Below are 15,750 nucleotides of genomic sequence, written 5' to 3'. Positions count from 1 at the left end.
TCGCTTATCTTGGTAATTTATCTATCATAATACTGTTTTGGCGACGATTCCTTACTATTTTCAACCGATGACATGATCTCTACATTCAAGACCTCATCCTTACCTAACAATTGTCTCACAAGTCGATAAACCGTCGTGCATGGATTCTGATTTGCGTAACGAGCATCTGTGTATTCAAGATGCTTGGCTTCTGCGAACTGCATCGCCGAATCCATAGAACCATAGGTAGTCATGATGTCGTAGTTGCTAGGATCTTTCTTTGTGTATAGATATTTCTTCTTTGACTGGTATTTTGGGGAAGCATTCACAGCCGCAGAAATCTTCTCTTCATAATGCTTTCTTGAAACACCTGTTGTCACATTTTGGAAATGATATAAATACCACAACTCGAATGCTTCATTGCTCCAAGCTATCTCAATGCCATTATTTTGCCCCATTAAAATTGCCTCATTGAAATCTTTAGCAGGAAATTCGTCTTTATCAAACACAGCCCATACCCGATCGTAATTGTTCTTATTTTTCAGTTCAATTGCTTTCTCTACAACACCCTTTGTCCCACGACCAAGCCCTTTGACTTCGATATCGTAAACAATCACTCCTTGCTGTTTTTCAGCAAATGCCTCAAAATAGTTGGGTTCAGTCTTAGTCCCTTCACATACAATTAATATAGAACAACGTATAAACTTTTGCTTACGTCTCTGTGACTGTCTCTTGAATTTCAAGGAAACATTATCAATCTTTATTTTCTTTGCTGTCATAGCCTTAAAATTAATCGTTAAGGATATAAGGAATAGCACCATATCGTCCGGCAATATAGTTTCTCTCGTAGTTGGCATCGTTGCGAGGCTTTGTACCATCAGGAAGAACTATGTCCATCAGACTATACAAGTCCGTCTGCTCCTTCGAGTCCTTCTCTGTAAACCAAATCTGGTCGCGACGAAGAATTTTCTGTGACAGCAAGTGTGTGTCGTGAGTAGTAAAAATCAGTTGAGCGTTCTTAGGATTTGTTTCAGGATTATTGAATAACTCAATAATATACTGAGAAATCAAAGGGTGCATCTTTGCATCTAATTCGTCAATAACAAGTACGGCACCAGTATACAAGGTTTCAAAGATAGGACCGGAAAGGTCAAACAATTTGTTTGTACCGGACGACTCCCTCTCCTCAAACGAAAAATTAACTGAGCCCACGACCTTCCCTCTATCCGAGTAGATGTTATGTACGGAATCCAATTCAATGCTTTTCTTTCCTTGCATTTCTTTTTGGAAAATAGCTCTCAACTCAGTCGGTAAATCCATTGCCACATTTGGATCTTCTTCATGAGTAAGAATGCTATTAAATCCAAGTCTCAGTTTCTGAAAGAATTTAAGTGCTTCTGCACTGGATTGTTCTTTTTTATGGAAGAAAAGCTTTGAATATGATCTATACTGCTGATTGTTCAACCCGGAGATCACGTTAAAATCCGACTGAAACCAAGAGATAACCTGTCGAGATATTTCTCCGCCCAATTGTTGGCACAATGACAAAAACAATCGATTATCATTGGTCTTTTCTTCATACCCTACTCCTTCCGGAAAATTATTCTCCTCTACGCAAATTCCTTCCTCATTTCTGACGAACATCATCTGTTCTTTAGAACGAGGTGTGCTTTTACGCAACAGCCACTCATCAACTATACGTTCAAAGTTATACCGGAATCCATATCTGTAGCAATATTCACCTTTGAGGAATATCACCTCAAACATAGTAGGTCGCTCATTGTCTTTTAAAAGAAGAAACGGATCATACTCCAATTCTTCATTGTCATTTAACTTCACAGACAACAATATGCACCTTGCCATCGTGAGCATCGCACTAACAAGATTCGACTTTCCACTAGAATTTGGTCCATATAACGCAAGTGTACGGAGCAAAATATGCTTGTTACAGGAAAATAGATTAGTATCCGAGCATTCTTTCAGTGCCTTATCAGCTTCTAATACCAAAGTCTTCTTTCCATAGAACGACCTGTAATTCTCTACTGTAAATTCAAGTATCATATGATTTAACCTTAAAATCCTTATTTAGAATAATATTTCAGATACAAAAGTACATAAAAAGCATGAGCTTTTTACACCGGCATAATAAAGAAATCATTTTTTTCTTTAGAGGAAAGGTAATAATAAAGTTTCTATTCTTTCTTACCTATCAACAACAATGAATTTTGCTCTATTTTAATCCGCATTGAAATAGAGCAAAAACGATTAAAAAGTAGTATTGGGGCTGGCGAAAAGAAAAAATCATGAACTATGCAGCCAAAGCTTGTCTTTGTTAGGGTAAAAGTGGTTTAGTTTAGAACTTGAAGAGATATACAACAAACAAACTAAACCTATTGATTGGTAGATTCTTTAAAAACACTAACTTTGCAATCATAAATCCAAAGGCAATCTCTCAATGAAACAATATTTAGACCTGCTCAATCGTGTACTGGCCGAAGGTGTGGAAAAAGACGACCGCACCGGCACCGGTACCATCAGCATATTCGGACATCAAATGCGCTTCAATCTGGAGGAAGGATTTCCATGCCTGACCACCAAAAAGCTACATCTGAAATCCATCATACACGAACTACTGTGGTTTCTGCAAGGAGATACCAACGTGAAATATCTACAAGACAACGGTGTACGCATCTGGAACGAGTGGGCAGACGAGAACGGTGACCTGGGACATATTTACGGCTATCAATGGCGGTCGTGGCCCAATTATAAGGGGGGCTTCATCGACCAGATCAGTGAGGCTGTAAACACCATCAAGCACAATCCCGACTCGCGCCGAATCATCGTCAGCGCATGGAATGTAGGCGATTTGGACAATATGAACCTGCCCCCATGTCACGCATTCTTTCAATTCTACGTTGCCGACGGGAAGTTAAGCCTGCAACTATACCAACGCAGTGCGGATATCTTTTTAGGCGTGCCTTTCAACATTGCTTCTTACGCCTTGCTCTTACAGATGATGGCACAAGTCACCGGATTGAAAGCCGGTGATTTCATCCATACATTGGGAGACGCCCATATCTATCTCAACCATCTGGAACAAGTAAAACTCCAACTGACACGCGAACCGCGTGACTTGCCGCAAATGAACATCAATCCGGATGTAAAAAGCATCTTCGACTTCCGGTTCGAAGACTTCGAACTGGTCAATTACAACCCCCACCCGCATATTGCAGGAAAAGTAGCCATATAACAGATTCAACAGTATTATGATAAGTATCATCGCAGCTATCGACCGCCGCATGGGCATCGGTTACCGGAACAAGCTTCTGTTCTGGCTTCCCAATGATTTGAAACGTTTCAAGGCCCTCACTACCGGCAACACCATCATCATGGGCAGAAAGACATTCGAGTCTCTGCCGAAAGGCGCTTTGCCCAATCGTCGTAACGTGGTTCTCACTTCACGCCGGGATGCAACTTATGCCGGAGCGGAAGTGTTCTTTTCATTGGAAGATGCACTGAATAGCTGCCGCCCCGACGAACAGGTTTACATCATCGGCGGTTCAAGCGTATATCATCAAGCACTTCCCTTGGCCGATATGCTCTGCCTGACCGAAGTGGATGCGGCAGCCCCTCTGGTTGACGCCTACTTCCCGGCAATAGACATGAAGGTATGGCAAGAAAAAAGTAGGGAATCTCACCCTGCCGATGAGAAGCATCCCTACCCTTATGCTTTTGTCGATTATAGCCGCCGATAGAACCCCAAGCGGTTTCTCAATCTTTTCCTTCTTCTATCTCTATCGGCATCTGGCGCTTGATGGCTTCGTGGAATGAAATCAAGGTTTCAGTACGCGCCAATCCCAAGGGCTGTAATTTCTCATGTATAATGCTTAGCAAATGATGGTTGTTGCGGGCATAAAGCTTTATAAACATATCATACTTACCCGTCGTGAAATGGCATTCCACAACTTCGGGAATAGTCTCCAAAGCATTCGCCACCGCATCAAAAGAAGCGGGATCCTGCAAGAAGAGCCCGATATAAGCGCAAGTCTCATAACCTATTTTTTCAGGGTCGATGACATATTCAGAGCCTTTCAATATCCCCATGTTAGTAAGTTTCTGAATGCGCTGATGAATGGCTGCTCCCGACACATTGCAAGCTCTGGCCACTTCAAGAAAAGGAATACGCGCATTGTCGGCAATAAGCTTCAATATCTGCTCATCCAAAGTATCCAATTGATGATGTCCCATATTAAGTTCTATAATGATTAATAATTTAAAAGCCTTGTATGTATAAAGGCAGAGACGCAAAGTTAATTATTTTTTTGCCATTAAAGATGTGATTTATAACTTTATCTTGCAAAAAAACGTTTTTTTTCGGCAACAAAGCACCAAACAGGTGCAAAAAAGTCACCTCTCTCGAATAAATGATTGCAGATAAACTTAAAAAAATATATCTTTGTGGCAGAACCAATTACTGATAGTCATGAAAAAATACATTGTGTTTTTAGTATGTCTGGTTGCTGTAGCGACCATGCGTGCCCAAAATTTTGCCGATTACTTTGCTGACAAATCTCTGCGTGTCGACTATCTTTTTACAGGAAATGCGGCAAAACAAGAAATCTGTCTGGATGAATTATCCTCCTTGCCCGGATGGGCGGGAAGAAAGCATCATTTGGCCGAACTTCCGTTACAAGGAAACGGACAAATCGTGATGCGTGATGTGGCCGGCGGCAACATCATTTATAGAACCTCGTTTTCTTCACTCTTCCAGGAATGGCTGGAGACAGACGAAGCGCAAAGCGTAAGTAAAGGCTTTGAAAACACATTTCTCCTTCCTTACCCTCTGCGCCCGGCCGAGATAGAAATAAAAATCCTCGACCCGCGCAAGAATATCCGTACCCGCTTGAAGCACCTGGTCAATCCTGACGATGTCCTGATACATCAGAAGGGAACAGCTCACGTCACGCCGCATTCCTATTTGCTCCAAAACGGCAAGCCTGACGAATGTATAGACATTGCCATTCTTGCAGAAGGATATACGCCCGATGAAATGACGCTATTCCATCAGGATGCGACCATAGCCCTCGAGGCCCTGTTCTCTCACGAACCTTTTCAATCCATGAAAAAGCATTTCAATGTTGTGGCAGTGGACAGCCCGTCGGAAGACAGCGGAGTGAGTGTACCCCGCCTCGGAGAGTGGAAAAGAACGGCATTCGGTTCACATTTCAGTACATTCTACTCTGACAGATACCTGACAACCTCGCGCGTCAAATCCATACACGACGCTCTGGCGGGAATCCCTTACGAGCATATCATCATTCTGGCCAATACGAACGAATATGGCGGGGGCGGCATCTACAACTCTTATACATTGACAACATCCCATCATCCCTTGTTCCGCCCTGTTGTAGTACACGAGTTCGGTCACAGCTTCGGCGGACTCGCTGATGAATATTTCTACGACAACGACGTGATGACAGACACCTATCCGCTGGACATAGAGCCATGGGAACAGAATATCACCACACAGACCGACTTTGCGTCCAAATGGCAAGACATGCTGGCGAAAGGAACACCTATTCCTACTCCCGTCGCCGACAGTAAAAAATTCCCCGTAGGCGTATATGAAGGAGGTGGATACTCCTCCAAAGGAATTTATCGACCGGCGGACAACTGCCGCATGCGCACCAACGAATATCCTGAGTTCTGTCCGGTTTGCCAGCGAAACATCCGGCGTATCATCAAATTCTATACGGAATAAGAAAGCAATCAAAACCCAACAATGATAAGACTTCAGCGCATTACAACAGCCGATGCGAATTTGTATCACTACGCGGAAAGACTTATGATTGCTTCCTTTCCTCCGGAGGAGTATAGGGAACCTGAGGAACAGCGCAAGAACACAGACACTCAGCCTGCGTTTCACAGCAACATAATCTTTCAAGATAGCGAACCGATAGGCTTCATTACATATTGGGATTTCGGACAGTTCTATTATGTGGAACATTTTGCCATCTCGCCTGAACACCGCAACGAAGGACATGGCAAAAATGTGTTGAAGCACTTATGCCGACAGTTAGAACGTCCCATCGTGCTGGAAGCAGAAATGCCGGAGGGAGAAATGGCGCAACGCCGCATCCGTTTTTACCAACGCAACGGCTTTGCCTTATGGGAGAAGCCTTATCAGCAACCGCCCTACAGGGCAGGAGACGGCTATCTCCCCATGCGGCTCATGGTATATGGAGATATGCAATGCAACGAGTTCTTCGATATCGTAAAGGAGGACATCCACCGCAATGTCTACAACATCAGTCCATAGCCACACGCTACGAACCGTCAGTCCACAGCAGAAGAAAGAACCGGCCACATTTCAAAGAAAGCGGCCCGAAAAGAAGCCTCCCTCACAATGACTTTTTCAGGACACCCCGATGAAATTCACAGTGCTCATATAGAACAAAAGTCGCTTGGTATCTCCCCAAGCGACTTTTATTCTATAATCCTAATCGACTACTTACTGACGCGGTTGCGCAGAATAGTTAATCTTTAACGCATAAGCTTTACGAAGAGCCTCTTTGATATCGGTCACGATACCCATCTTGGTATCTTGGTCCACTTTCAATGACACGGTCATCTGCGGCTGATCTTCTTCTTTCATACTGGCACGTTCACCAATAATGTAATCCTGAATTTCAGCAACTTCCGCATAGCTGTCGTTCAATTGAATACGGCTCTCATTACCTAATTTCTTACGAAACTCGGCAGTAGGTTTTCCTACATAGATAAACGTAACCAAAGATTTCTTTTCAAGTTTCTCCAATTCTGTGGCTTGCGGAACCTTAAACTCAACCTTTAATGTTACCTCACGCATGGTTGTTACAATCATGAAGAAGAACAACAAGGTGAAGATAAGGTCAGGCAGAGAAGAAGTGTTCAACGCCGGCATCTCACGTTTACCAGTCTTATTAAATTTTCCCATTACTTCTTTTCTCCGTACTTTTTAGGTTCTGCCTCAGAGATTTTCTGAGAATAAATTTCACGAATTGCGTCTTGCTGCTCCGCATCCAAATCCGCATATCTCTTCTGCCATTTTTCCTGAGCCAATTCGTCACGCAACTCATTATAAGCTGCCACCAACTCATTCTGCACGGCCAAATATGCCTTATATGAAGAGCCACGGTCACAACGCAAAGAAATCACATGTCCATCCGTCACTTGAACAGTACCGAAGAAAGGAACATTCTTTGCTATCTTTTCCGGTTTTGCTTCATCATTATACGGATTGGCGATAAATTCTTTCGCTTTTGCACGCAATTGGTCTACTCCGATATATTCATTACCACACATCAACTGGTCGTTCATATTCAGGAAGACTTGCAATACGTTACGTTCTTTCTTCTTCACATCATCTATTTTCTGATCTTTCTCCGGCGGAGGAGGCAAACGTCTTGCCAAACCGCGGTCAGTATCCATAGAAGTTGTAATCAAGAAGAAGATGAGCAACAGGAATGCAATATCCGCTGTAGAACTGGAGTTAATATCAGGTACTTTTCTTTTTCCTTTTGCCATTGTAATTACTCTTTAAATCGGGATTCCCCCAATCAGTTATGATAATTTCTTCTTAATACTACTACAGATGATAGCAAGCACTGTTGCACCAAACAATATGTAGATAGAGTAAAGGAACATATCAGTAATCTTCAACCAGAAAGGAACATTATCTGCACCATCATAACCCGGAATATTGAGCGGTTGATCACTACCCATAGCCCAAGCCACAACTACCACAGCAGCTAATATTATTACACCAATCAAAGACTTCAATGCTTTTCCCGGGTTATCTTTCAAGGCCGAACCGAATTGGAACAAGAAAGCAACCACCGTAGCAATCACAGCCAAAAAGAGCAAACCGTACATCAAGAAGATCAAGCTGTCTGTCTGAGCCGGTTGCCACATTTCTGCGTCAACATTCATCAATACTGCATCGCCCTGAGCGTCTCCACCGAAGTAGAACAAGCCCAATACCGCCAAAATGGCGGCAAACATGGCGTAGAGTACGTAATATGATACTTTATATGATAACTTAGCCATCTTTATTATTTTTTGTATTTCAAGTCATATTTGATAACCATATCCAACAGAGAGATGGAAGAATCTTCCATTTCACTTGTCAGAGCTTCAATCTTAGACAGGATGTAGTTATAGAACACCTGCAGAATCAAAGCAACGATCAAACCGAAGATAGTAGTGATCAAGGCAACCTTCATACCACCTGCCACAACCGTCGGAGAGATATCACCTACTTGTTGGATTTTATCAAATGCCTGAACCATACCGATTACAGTACCCAAGAATCCCAAAGACGGAGCCATGGCAATGAACAATGTGATCCAAGAGCAACCTTTTTCCAGATAACCGGCTTGTACGCCACCGTAAGATACTACAGATTTCTCCACCACGTCAATGCCTTGATCGATTCTCATCAGGCCTTGATAGTAGATAGAGGCAATGGGACCTCTTGTGTTGCGTGCAATGTCTTTAGCGGCTTCAACGTCACCTTTTTCCAAAGCGGCCTCAACAGCAGCCATAAATTTCTTAGTGTTGATTTCAGCCAAGCTCAAGTAAATGATACGTTCAATGCAGAAAGCAAGACCGATAACTAATGCGATGGCAACCAAACTCATGAAAGAAGCAGTACCTTCAATAAACTTTGTTTTAAGTTCTTTGTGAATACCTCCTTCTTCAGCTTCAACGCCGGCAGGAGCAGCAGCTTCGTCAGCAGCGGATGCTACAGCAGCTTCAGCTTGTTCCGTTTGTTCAGCAGCAGGAGCATCTTGAGCCTGAGCAAGTTGAGTTGAGCCAAATGTTAAGACTCCCATCACAGCAACAATTGCAAATAACTTTTTCATTGTGTGTCTAATTTTTAAGATTAATTAATTTGTTTATTTGTTATACATTTATTGTTTTTCAACTTATATCCGTTTCCAATCGCGGAGAGACGGGGATTCGAACCCCGGATACCCTTTAGGGGTATACACGCTTTCCAGGCGTGCCTCTTCAACCACTCGAGCATCTCTCCTCGTAACGTCTTTTTGGAAAACGGGTGCAAATTACAAAAAAATTGCGAACCGCAAGTGATTTCAGCTACAAATGTATCCTTTTTTTTGTTGTTCCACCCTATTCTCTTCGTTTTATATTGAATAAAATATCAAAATTAATAAACTTTAAAATCTTCATGCGGTGATTCGAGCATTCCGAATATCTTAAATGCGGCATCGGAAGTAAGCTGTGCCAGCTTTTCCGGAGAGCAATCGTACACCTGGGCCACCTTCATCAACGTATCTCTCAGGTAAGCGCTTTCATTCCTCTTGCCTCGATTGGGCATCGGGGTCAGATAGGGAGCATCCGTCTCCAGTACAATGCGTTCCGGCGGAATTCCTTTCAATACTTCGGGCAAAGTAGATTTTTTAAAAGTGACCACCCCGTTGATGCCAATCATAAAGCCGGGAAACTCCATTATCCGGCAAGCCTCCTCCAATGTGCCCGTGAAGCTATGAAAAATGCCTTTGAGGGCAGTACTCCTATAAGGCTTCAACACATTATATATAAGGTCAAATGCCTCACGACAATGAATCACTACCGGCAAATCATATTGCAAAGCCCATTCAATCTGCTTATTCAGTGCCACTTCCTGTTCTTTCAGGAAGGTCTTGTCCCAATATAAATCCATGCCGATTTCTCCAATCGCCACATACTCGTCCGATGATTCCAGCTCCCGGGCCACCACCTCTAATTCCTGAGCATAATCCGCATTCACAGAAGTAGGATGCAAACCTATCATCGGATAACAGTATCCCTTGTAGGCTTTGCACACACGAAGCATAGGCTCGATGGTCGTGCTGTCAATATTGGGCATAAAAACATGCGTAACCCCCGCAGCACGGGCACGGGCTATCACCTGCGGCAAGTCATCCTTGAATTCTTCCAAAAAGAGGTGGGAGTGCGAATCTACCAGTTTCATTCTTCGGTTCGTTTTTAACGTTTCTCTCCGGAACGGTAATAATACACAAGTCCGTAATCGCGGCACAAATCCAGTCGCGCTTCATTGGGAGACACCTCTCCAAACTTTGCCTCAACCTGGTTCCAAATATCCAAAATCAGTTCGTCCGCCTCTGCGCGCATCGAAGCTAAAGTTTCCAGGCTTCGCGCCGTCAAAGATTGATAATTCCGTTGTTTTTCATAGCTATCCGCGAAAATGTCATAATGCACTTTGACTTTGGCTATTGTAGGATTGTAAATAGGTATGCCGCCTTGAGATAGACGCCGGGTCTCCCCATCCACTATTTTACGTCCCCATTCCACCAACGCCGACTCTGTAGACAAATCCGGCACATTATTTTTACTGTCCTCCAAGCCATAGTATGCCAAATGTGCCGTACGCACCTCCGAACGTATGACAGCCAGATGCAAAACCTGAATGAAATGGGAAAGATACAGACGGGCGGTCTTCACATTCGCCAGATGCTTACGCCCGGCGTGCGCCTGACGTTCAAAGCACTCCATGTAATAGGCTTGCGCCGCCTCGAACTTGGTAAGGAAATTGCGAGCCTCGGCGAGGCTTTTCAAAGATACAGCCAAATCATAGACGTTGCACACCTCTCCCTTGACGACCACTGCTTTCAGCGCCCGTATCCTCGCTTGATCTGTATTCGGCAATCTTCTATATGGCATGCTTATCCCGGTTTATCGCTATACTTCCCTATGCATCAGTTCAGTCATCAGCAGTTCGAGTTCCTTTTTCTTTTCATCCTCCACTTTCACGGCAGCAAGGCTCTTCATGGCACGTCCACAGTATTCCTCCATTTTTTGTTCACAGAGCTTCCTGACGCCAATCTTGTTATACAAACCGGTGACAGCCTCTATTTTCTCCGCGGGGGCGAATGAAACGGCATCCACCCACGCATTCAGTTGGCAAAGCTGCCCATCATCGGCATGTTCAAACGCTTTTATCAGCATATAGGTCTTCTTGTTGCACAAGATATCACCTCCGATATTTTTCCCGAAAACAGCGGCATCACCATAAACATCCAGAAAATCATCTTTCAATTGAAAAGCGACACCCAGATTCATGCCGAAATCATAAAGACATTCTGCATCTTCGACAGAGGCGCCACCTAAAAGAGCGCCCATCTTTAAACTTGCAGCCAGCAGTACCGATGTCTTCAGGCGTATCATCTCCAGATACTCCTCCTCCGTGACGTCCTTACGGTGTTCAAACTCCATGTCCAATTGTTGCCCTTCACAGATTTCCAATGCGGTTCGGCTGAAAAGTTCCATCACTTCCTTCAGACTTTCACCCGGGCATTGAGCCATGAATTGATAAGCCAGCACAAGCATTGTATCCCCCGAAAGGATAGCCGCATTGTCGCCCCATACCCTATGCACCGTCTCCTTTCCGCGACGACGCTCGGCTCTGTCCATCAAGTCGTCGTGCAAAAGCGTATAATTATGATATACCTCGATACCCGCGGCCGGAGCCAATATACGGGTTATGTCTTCGCGATACAGATTGTAGGCCATCAACATCAGCACCGGACGCAGCCTTTTCCCTCCCATAGACAAAACGTAAGCGATAGGAGCATACAACCCTTGAGGGGTACGGGCGAACCGCAATGCCGAGATATGGGCATTGATTCTTTCTAAAAGCGCAGAAGCCGTAAACATACTTTTCTCTTCAACAAAATTAAGGAACAGAGGTAAAGAAAAGAGGCTGCAACCGGCAGCCTCTTTTCTTTTTCAAATATTTCATTACTGCAATCTAAAGGTTACAGGTACCGTATATTTCACACGTACCGGTTTACCGCGTTGCATTCCCGGTTTCCACTTCGGCATACCCATAATCACGCGGACAGCTTCTTTGTCCAGATACGGGTCAACACCTCTCAGCACTTTAGCGTCAACGATACCACCGTCTTTGTTAACCACAAACTGTACGGTGACGCGGCCTTGAGTTCCGTTCTCCTGTGCAATGGTAGGGTATTTAATGTTCTTGCTCAGATATTGCATCAAGCCTGCCATGCCACCTTGCGGAAATTCGGGCATATTCTCTACCACCTCAAAAATAGTCTGTTCTTCAGGTTCTTCTTCTTCCACAGTGACGGGAACATATTTGATTGTCACAGCCTGATTCAACTCTTCGGAAGAAACAATAGCCGTTTCTTGAACATCGGCTTCGTTCTCCACAATAGTCAGCGTTTCCGCAATGGAAGGAGTTTCGGGGGGCGGGGGAGTGACCTGTTCCGGTTGCTCCGTAATAGGAATGATTTCCTCTTCAAATACTAAGTCGGAGATAGCCTGGCTCGTGTCAATCTTGATGTCGCGTTTGGTCCATTCAAACGCTACAAACATGAAAGCGAGCACAATTACATAACCGACCAACAGCCAAGTAGACTTTTTGTTCTCCAAGTCTGCCTTAGGTGATTTCTTAATTTCCATAATCTATTATTATATAATTAGTGTTTCTCATTTGGGGCAAATATAGTACTTTTCCTATAAAAGCACATGCCTCGTTGTCTTTTTTCACACAAAGAACTTTGCTTTTTCATTTTTTTAATCCTTCAAAAGCCTGCACATGCTTTTATGCCGCAAATGTAGCCGGATATTTTAAAAATACCGTATCTTTGGCAGGATTTTTAATGCTCCGTTGAGATTTTCTTTTTGCAGGTATCATCCTATATAACTTAACAGACAAAAAACGATGAAAAAGATAACAATAGCGATAGACGGCTTTTCGTCTTGTGGAAAAAGCACCATGGCCAAAGACCTTGCCCGCGAAATTGGCTATATCTATATAGACAGCGGCGCCATGTATCGCGCAGTTACGCTATATGGCATAGAGCATGGCATTTTTCAAGACGACCGCATAGACACGGAAAAGCTGAAAAAGCAAATCGCCGACATCCATATTTCTTTCCGATTGAATCCGGAGACCGGCCGGCCGGACACTTATCTGAATGGCGTAAACGTGGAGAATAAGATACGTACGATGGAGGTCTCATCACGCGTCAGTCTCATTGCCACACTGGACTTTGTACGCAAAGCCATGGTGGCGCAACAGCAGGAAATGGGAAAAGCCAAAGGCATTGTCATGGATGGACGGGACATCGGCACCACCGTATTTCCGGATGCCGAACTGAAAATCTTCGTGACGGCTACTCCCGAAATCCGTGCGCAACGTCGCTACGATGAGCTGAAAGCCAAAGGAGAAGAAGCCCGCTTCGATGAGATTCTGGAAAATGTAAAACAAAGGGATCATATCGACCAAAACCGTGAGGTAAGCCCCCTCCGCAAGGCCGAAGATGCTTTATTACTGGACAACAGCCATATGAGCATCCCCGAACAGAAAGAATGGCTGACCCAACACTTCAAACAAGTTGTAGCAGACTGATAAAGTAAAATATCATACCTGCACCGTATCAACTCCCTACCAACCCCTTGTCTGTTCCGTATCTCTTCCGTACCTATATATGCGGAGGTTATACGGAGGTTATACGGAGATGATACGGAGTTGATACGGAGATGATACGGAGGTTATACGGAGGATATGCGGAGGTAATGCGGAGGATATGCGGAGCAGACAAGGTTCCGACATAAGTATAATGTAACACATAGGAAAAACAGTTATGGCAAAAGTAGAGATAGACGAAGGGTCAGGCTTTTGTTTCGGAGTTGTCACCGCAATAAATAAAGCCGAAGAAGAATTGGCAAAAGGAGGAATCCTGTATTGCTTGGGAGACATCGTGCACAACAGCCGTGAGGTGGAGCGTCTGAAAGCCATGGGGTTGGTAACGATCAATCATGACGAATTCAACGACCTGCGTAATGCCAAAGTTTTGCTGCGTGCCCACGGAGAGCCACCCGAGACGTATGAAATTGCCCGGAAAAACAATATCGAGATCATCGACGCCACTTGCCCGGTAGTACTCCGTCTGCAAAAAAGGATAAAACAAGAACATATTCAGGACGAGAATAAAGACAAGCAGATTGTGATTTATGGGAAAAACGGACACGCCGAAGTTTTGGGACTGGTAGGGCAAACTGCGGGAGAAGCAATCGTCATCGAGAAGCCGGCAGAAGTAAAAAAACTGGACTTCAACAAAGATATCCGTCTTTATTCCCAAACGACAAAGTCGTTGGACGGATTTCGGGATATTGTGAAGTATATCGAGGGCCACATCTCACCTGAAGTCACATTTGAGTCATACGACACCATCTGCCGGCAAGTGGCCAACCGAATACCCAACATCCGGCGCTTTGCCGCTTCGCACGATTTGATTTTTTTTGTCAGTGACAAGAAGAGTTCCAACGGCAAGATGCTGTTCAGCGAATGTAGGAAAGTCAATCCTAATTCGCATCTGATAGCTAATGCCGGAGAGATAGAGCAATCACTGCTCTCGGGAGTGCACTCCGTAGGCATCTGTGGGGCCACCTCCACTCCGAAGTGGCTGATGGAGGAAATCTCCGAAGCCATAAAATCGAAATTCCAGGAGCTCGTTTAGTTTCTGTCCGGCATTCCTTTGAGAATTCTTCTCGAGGAAAATCAAACCGGCACTAAAGCTCACCGGTCATCCGGCAGAGACTGCAAATTAATGTAAATTATCAGTCACAGCCTCAGCTTTTTATTATCTTTGCCCCATCAAAAAGACAGGCATGCACACAAATGCGCAGCAATTATTAATACTAAATAAATACTAAACAAGAAGATTGTTATGGGAATGGTTAAGTGTATTGGAATCTTGACATCCGGAGGTGATGCTCCGGGAATGAACGCGGCTATCCGCGCCGTGACACGTTCCGCTATCTACAACGGACTTTCGGTAAAAGGCATATATAGAGGTTACAAAGGCCTGGTGACAGGTGAAATAAAAGAATTCAAAAGCCAGAATGTCAGCAACATCATCCAGCTGGGCGGTACTATCCTGAAGACGGCACGCTGTAAAGAGTTCACCACTCCCGAAGGTCGGCAAACAGCATACGACAACATGAAGAGAGAAGGAATAGACGCGCTGGTGGTGATTGGCGGAGACGGCTCCCTGACCGGCGCCCGCATCTTCGCACAAGAGTTCGACGTGCCTTGCATCGGATTGCCGGGAACCATCGACAATGATTTGTATGGTACGGATACCACCATCGGATATGACACGGCACTGAACACGATTCTGGATGCTGTTGATAAAATCCGCGACACAGCCACTTCCCACGAGCGCCTGTTCTTTGTGGAAGTGATGGGACGCGACGCCGGCTTCCTTGCCTTGAACGGCGCCATCGCTTCGGGAGCGGAAGCTGCCATCATCCCCGAATTCAGTACGGAAGTGGACCAATTGGAAGAGTTCATCAAGAACGGATTCAGGAAATCAAAGAACAGCAGCATCGTATTGGTGGCCGAAAGCGAGCTGACAGGCGGCGCCATGCACTATGCGGAACGCGTAAAGAACGAATACCCACAATATGACGTGCGTGTCACCATCCTCGGACACCTGCAACGCGGCGGAAGCCCTACGGCACACGACCGCATCCTTGCCAGCCGTCTGGGAGCGGCCGCCATCGACGCCATCATGGAAGGACAACGCAATGTCATGATTGGCATTGACCACGACGAGGTAGTATACGTCCCTTTCACCAAAGCCATTAAAAATGACAAGCCGATAAAAAAAGATCTTGTCAACGTGCTGAGGGAACTGTCCATCTGACAAAGAGCCGGACAATGCTTAAACG

The 15,750-nt window shown here is 44.7% G+C and carries 18 protein-coding genes and 1 tRNA gene; 7 read left to right on the top strand and 12 right to left on the bottom strand.

Features of this window, described 5'->3' with window-relative positions:
- Positions 1-17: 17 nt before the first annotated feature.
- Together C4H11_RS05520 and C4H11_RS05515 are read right to left on the bottom strand one after the other, a co-directional pair.
- Positions 18-758: an RloB family protein gene (locus C4H11_RS05520; RefSeq protein ID WP_106043160.1), complete on the bottom strand. Its 741-nt coding sequence runs from the start codon at positions 756-758 to the stop codon at positions 18-20.
- Positions 759-768: 10 nt separating this feature from the next.
- Positions 769-2,040, bottom strand: a complete 1,272-nt coding sequence (locus C4H11_RS05515) for an AAA family ATPase (protein WP_106040791.1) — start codon at positions 2,038-2,040, stop codon at positions 769-771.
- A 394-nt stretch (positions 2,041-2,434) separates the two neighbouring features.
- On the opposite strand from C4H11_RS05515, the gene C4H11_RS05510 reads away from it, so the two are divergent.
- Together C4H11_RS05510 and C4H11_RS05505 are read left to right on the top strand one after the other, a co-directional pair.
- Entirely contained in the window at positions 2,435-3,229 is a 795-nt protein-coding gene (locus C4H11_RS05510) for a thymidylate synthase (RefSeq protein ID WP_106040790.1), read from the top strand.
- Between the two features lie 16 nt (positions 3,230-3,245).
- Positions 3,246-3,734 (top strand): dihydrofolate reductase, encoded by a 489-nt coding sequence (locus C4H11_RS05505; protein ID WP_106040789.1) that lies wholly within the window; start codon positions 3,246-3,248, stop codon positions 3,732-3,734.
- Positions 3,735-3,750: 16 nt separating this feature from the next.
- Here C4H11_RS05505 and C4H11_RS05500 read toward each other — a convergent pair whose 3' ends face one another.
- A complete protein-coding gene (locus C4H11_RS05500) occupies positions 3,751-4,227 on the bottom strand; it encodes an Lrp/AsnC family transcriptional regulator (RefSeq protein WP_106043158.1) in 477 nt (158 codons plus the stop codon).
- 235 nt (positions 4,228-4,462) lie between these two features.
- Between C4H11_RS05500 and C4H11_RS05495 the strand changes: the two genes are divergently transcribed.
- Positions 4,463-5,740, top strand: coding sequence for an IgA Peptidase M64 (locus C4H11_RS05495; protein ID WP_106040788.1), 1,278 nt, complete (start codon positions 4,463-4,465; stop codon positions 5,738-5,740).
- A 21-nt stretch (positions 5,741-5,761) separates the two neighbouring features.
- Complete coding sequence (locus C4H11_RS05490) at positions 5,762-6,298, top strand: GNAT family N-acetyltransferase (protein WP_106040787.1); 537 nt, start codon at positions 5,762-5,764, stop codon at positions 6,296-6,298.
- Between the two features lie 192 nt (positions 6,299-6,490).
- Here C4H11_RS05490 and C4H11_RS05485 read toward each other — a convergent pair whose 3' ends face one another.
- The 9 genes from C4H11_RS05485 to C4H11_RS05445 form a co-directional block, all read right to left on the bottom strand.
- Positions 6,491-6,955: an ExbD/TolR family protein gene (locus tag C4H11_RS05485; RefSeq protein WP_106040786.1), complete on the bottom strand. Its 465-nt coding sequence runs from the start codon at positions 6,953-6,955 to the stop codon at positions 6,491-6,493.
- Positions 6,955-7,545, bottom strand: a complete 591-nt coding sequence (locus tag C4H11_RS05480) for an ExbD/TolR family protein (protein ID WP_106040785.1) — start codon at positions 7,543-7,545, stop codon at positions 6,955-6,957. The genes C4H11_RS05485 and C4H11_RS05480 overlap by 1 nt, the downstream gene beginning before the upstream one ends.
- A gap of 36 nt (positions 7,546-7,581) precedes the next feature.
- The gene (locus tag C4H11_RS05475) at positions 7,582-8,067 is read right to left on the bottom strand and encodes a hypothetical protein (RefSeq protein ID WP_106040784.1); all 486 of its coding nucleotides are present in this window, start codon (positions 8,065-8,067) and stop codon (positions 7,582-7,584) included.
- Between the two features lie 5 nt (positions 8,068-8,072).
- Complete coding sequence (locus C4H11_RS05470; RefSeq protein WP_106040783.1) at positions 8,073-8,885, bottom strand: MotA/TolQ/ExbB proton channel family protein; 813 nt, start codon at positions 8,883-8,885, stop codon at positions 8,073-8,075.
- 82 nt (positions 8,886-8,967) lie between these two features.
- Positions 8,968-9,055 (bottom strand) — tRNA-Ser (locus C4H11_RS05465).
- 135 nt (positions 9,056-9,190) lie between these two features.
- Positions 9,191-9,997, bottom strand: coding sequence for a TatD family hydrolase (locus C4H11_RS05460; protein ID WP_106040782.1), 807 nt, complete (start codon positions 9,995-9,997; stop codon positions 9,191-9,193).
- A 14-nt stretch (positions 9,998-10,011) separates the two neighbouring features.
- Complete coding sequence (locus C4H11_RS05455) at positions 10,012-10,707, bottom strand: hypothetical protein (RefSeq protein ID WP_106040781.1); 696 nt, start codon at positions 10,705-10,707, stop codon at positions 10,012-10,014.
- Positions 10,708-10,725: 18 nt separating this feature from the next.
- Positions 10,726-11,700, bottom strand: coding sequence for a polyprenyl synthetase family protein (locus C4H11_RS05450; RefSeq protein WP_106040780.1), 975 nt, complete (start codon positions 11,698-11,700; stop codon positions 10,726-10,728).
- Between the two features lie 84 nt (positions 11,701-11,784).
- On the bottom strand, positions 11,785-12,471 hold the full coding sequence (locus C4H11_RS05445; protein WP_106040779.1) for an energy transducer TonB: 687 nt from the start codon (positions 12,469-12,471) through the stop codon (positions 11,785-11,787).
- 262 nt (positions 12,472-12,733) lie between these two features.
- Between C4H11_RS05445 and cmk the strand changes: the two genes are divergently transcribed.
- The 3 genes from cmk (at position 12,734) to pfkA (ending at position 15,725) form a co-directional block, all read left to right on the top strand.
- Complete coding sequence (cmk, locus tag C4H11_RS05440) at positions 12,734-13,423, top strand: (d)CMP kinase (RefSeq protein ID WP_106040778.1); 690 nt, start codon at positions 12,734-12,736, stop codon at positions 13,421-13,423.
- A 235-nt stretch (positions 13,424-13,658) separates the two neighbouring features.
- Entirely contained in the window at positions 13,659-14,534 is an 876-nt protein-coding gene (locus C4H11_RS05435) for a 4-hydroxy-3-methylbut-2-enyl diphosphate reductase (protein ID WP_106040777.1), read from the top strand.
- Positions 14,535-14,744: 210 nt separating this feature from the next.
- Entirely contained in the window at positions 14,745-15,725 is a 981-nt protein-coding gene (gene pfkA, locus C4H11_RS05430; protein WP_106040776.1) for a 6-phosphofructokinase, read from the top strand.
- Positions 15,726-15,750 lie beyond the last annotated feature (25 nt).

The organism is Bacteroides zoogleoformans (assembly GCF_002998435.1).
GTDB classification, from domain to species: domain Bacteria; phylum Bacteroidota; class Bacteroidia; order Bacteroidales; family Bacteroidaceae; genus Bacteroides; species Bacteroides zoogleoformans.
Note: the sequence above shows the minus strand (reverse complement) of the source record. Positions and strands in the feature narration are given on the sequence as shown.

What these genes read in the sequence shown, in the direction of transcription:
- C4H11_RS05435 (WP_106040777.1), top strand. Translation starts at nt 13,659, where the DNA reads ATGGCAAAAGTAGAGATAGACGAAGGGTCAGGCTTTTGTTTCGGAGTT.
- C4H11_RS05480 (WP_106040785.1), bottom strand. Translation starts at nt 7,545, where the DNA reads ATGGCAAAAGGAAAAAGAAAAGTACCTGATATTAACTCCAGTTCTACA.
- C4H11_RS05495 (WP_106040788.1), top strand. Translation starts at nt 4,463, where the DNA reads ATGAAAAAATACATTGTGTTTTTAGTATGTCTGGTTGCTGTAGCGACC.
- C4H11_RS05455 (WP_106040781.1), bottom strand. Translation starts at nt 10,707, where the DNA reads ATGCCATATAGAAGATTGCCGAATACAGATCAAGCGAGGATACGGGCG.
- C4H11_RS05510 (WP_106040790.1), top strand. Translation starts at nt 2,435, where the DNA reads ATGAAACAATATTTAGACCTGCTCAATCGTGTACTGGCCGAAGGTGTG.
- cmk (WP_106040778.1), top strand. Translation starts at nt 12,734, where the DNA reads ATGAAAAAGATAACAATAGCGATAGACGGCTTTTCGTCTTGTGGAAAA.
- C4H11_RS05490 (WP_106040787.1), top strand. Translation starts at nt 5,762, where the DNA reads ATGATAAGACTTCAGCGCATTACAACAGCCGATGCGAATTTGTATCAC.
- C4H11_RS05485 (WP_106040786.1), bottom strand. Translation starts at nt 6,955, where the DNA reads ATGGGAAAATTTAATAAGACTGGTAAACGTGAGATGCCGGCGTTGAAC.
- C4H11_RS05515 (WP_106040791.1), bottom strand. Translation starts at nt 2,040, where the DNA reads ATGATACTTGAATTTACAGTAGAGAATTACAGGTCGTTCTATGGAAAG.
- pfkA (WP_106040776.1), top strand. Translation starts at nt 14,745, where the DNA reads ATGGGAATGGTTAAGTGTATTGGAATCTTGACATCCGGAGGTGATGCT.
- C4H11_RS05500 (WP_106043158.1), bottom strand. Translation starts at nt 4,227, where the DNA reads ATGGGACATCATCAATTGGATACTTTGGATGAGCAGATATTGAAGCTT.
- C4H11_RS05450 (WP_106040780.1), bottom strand. Translation starts at nt 11,700, where the DNA reads ATGTTTACGGCTTCTGCGCTTTTAGAAAGAATCAATGCCCATATCTCG.
- C4H11_RS05470 (WP_106040783.1), bottom strand. Translation starts at nt 8,885, where the DNA reads ATGAAAAAGTTATTTGCAATTGTTGCTGTGATGGGAGTCTTAACATTT.
- C4H11_RS05475 (WP_106040784.1), bottom strand. Translation starts at nt 8,067, where the DNA reads ATGGCTAAGTTATCATATAAAGTATCATATTACGTACTCTACGCCATG.
- C4H11_RS05460 (WP_106040782.1), bottom strand. Translation starts at nt 9,997, where the DNA reads ATGAAACTGGTAGATTCGCACTCCCACCTCTTTTTGGAAGAATTCAAG.
- C4H11_RS05520 (WP_106043160.1), bottom strand. Translation starts at nt 758, where the DNA reads ATGACAGCAAAGAAAATAAAGATTGATAATGTTTCCTTGAAATTCAAG.
- C4H11_RS05445 (WP_106040779.1), bottom strand. Translation starts at nt 12,471, where the DNA reads ATGGAAATTAAGAAATCACCTAAGGCAGACTTGGAGAACAAAAAGTCT.
- C4H11_RS05505 (WP_106040789.1), top strand. Translation starts at nt 3,246, where the DNA reads ATGATAAGTATCATCGCAGCTATCGACCGCCGCATGGGCATCGGTTAC.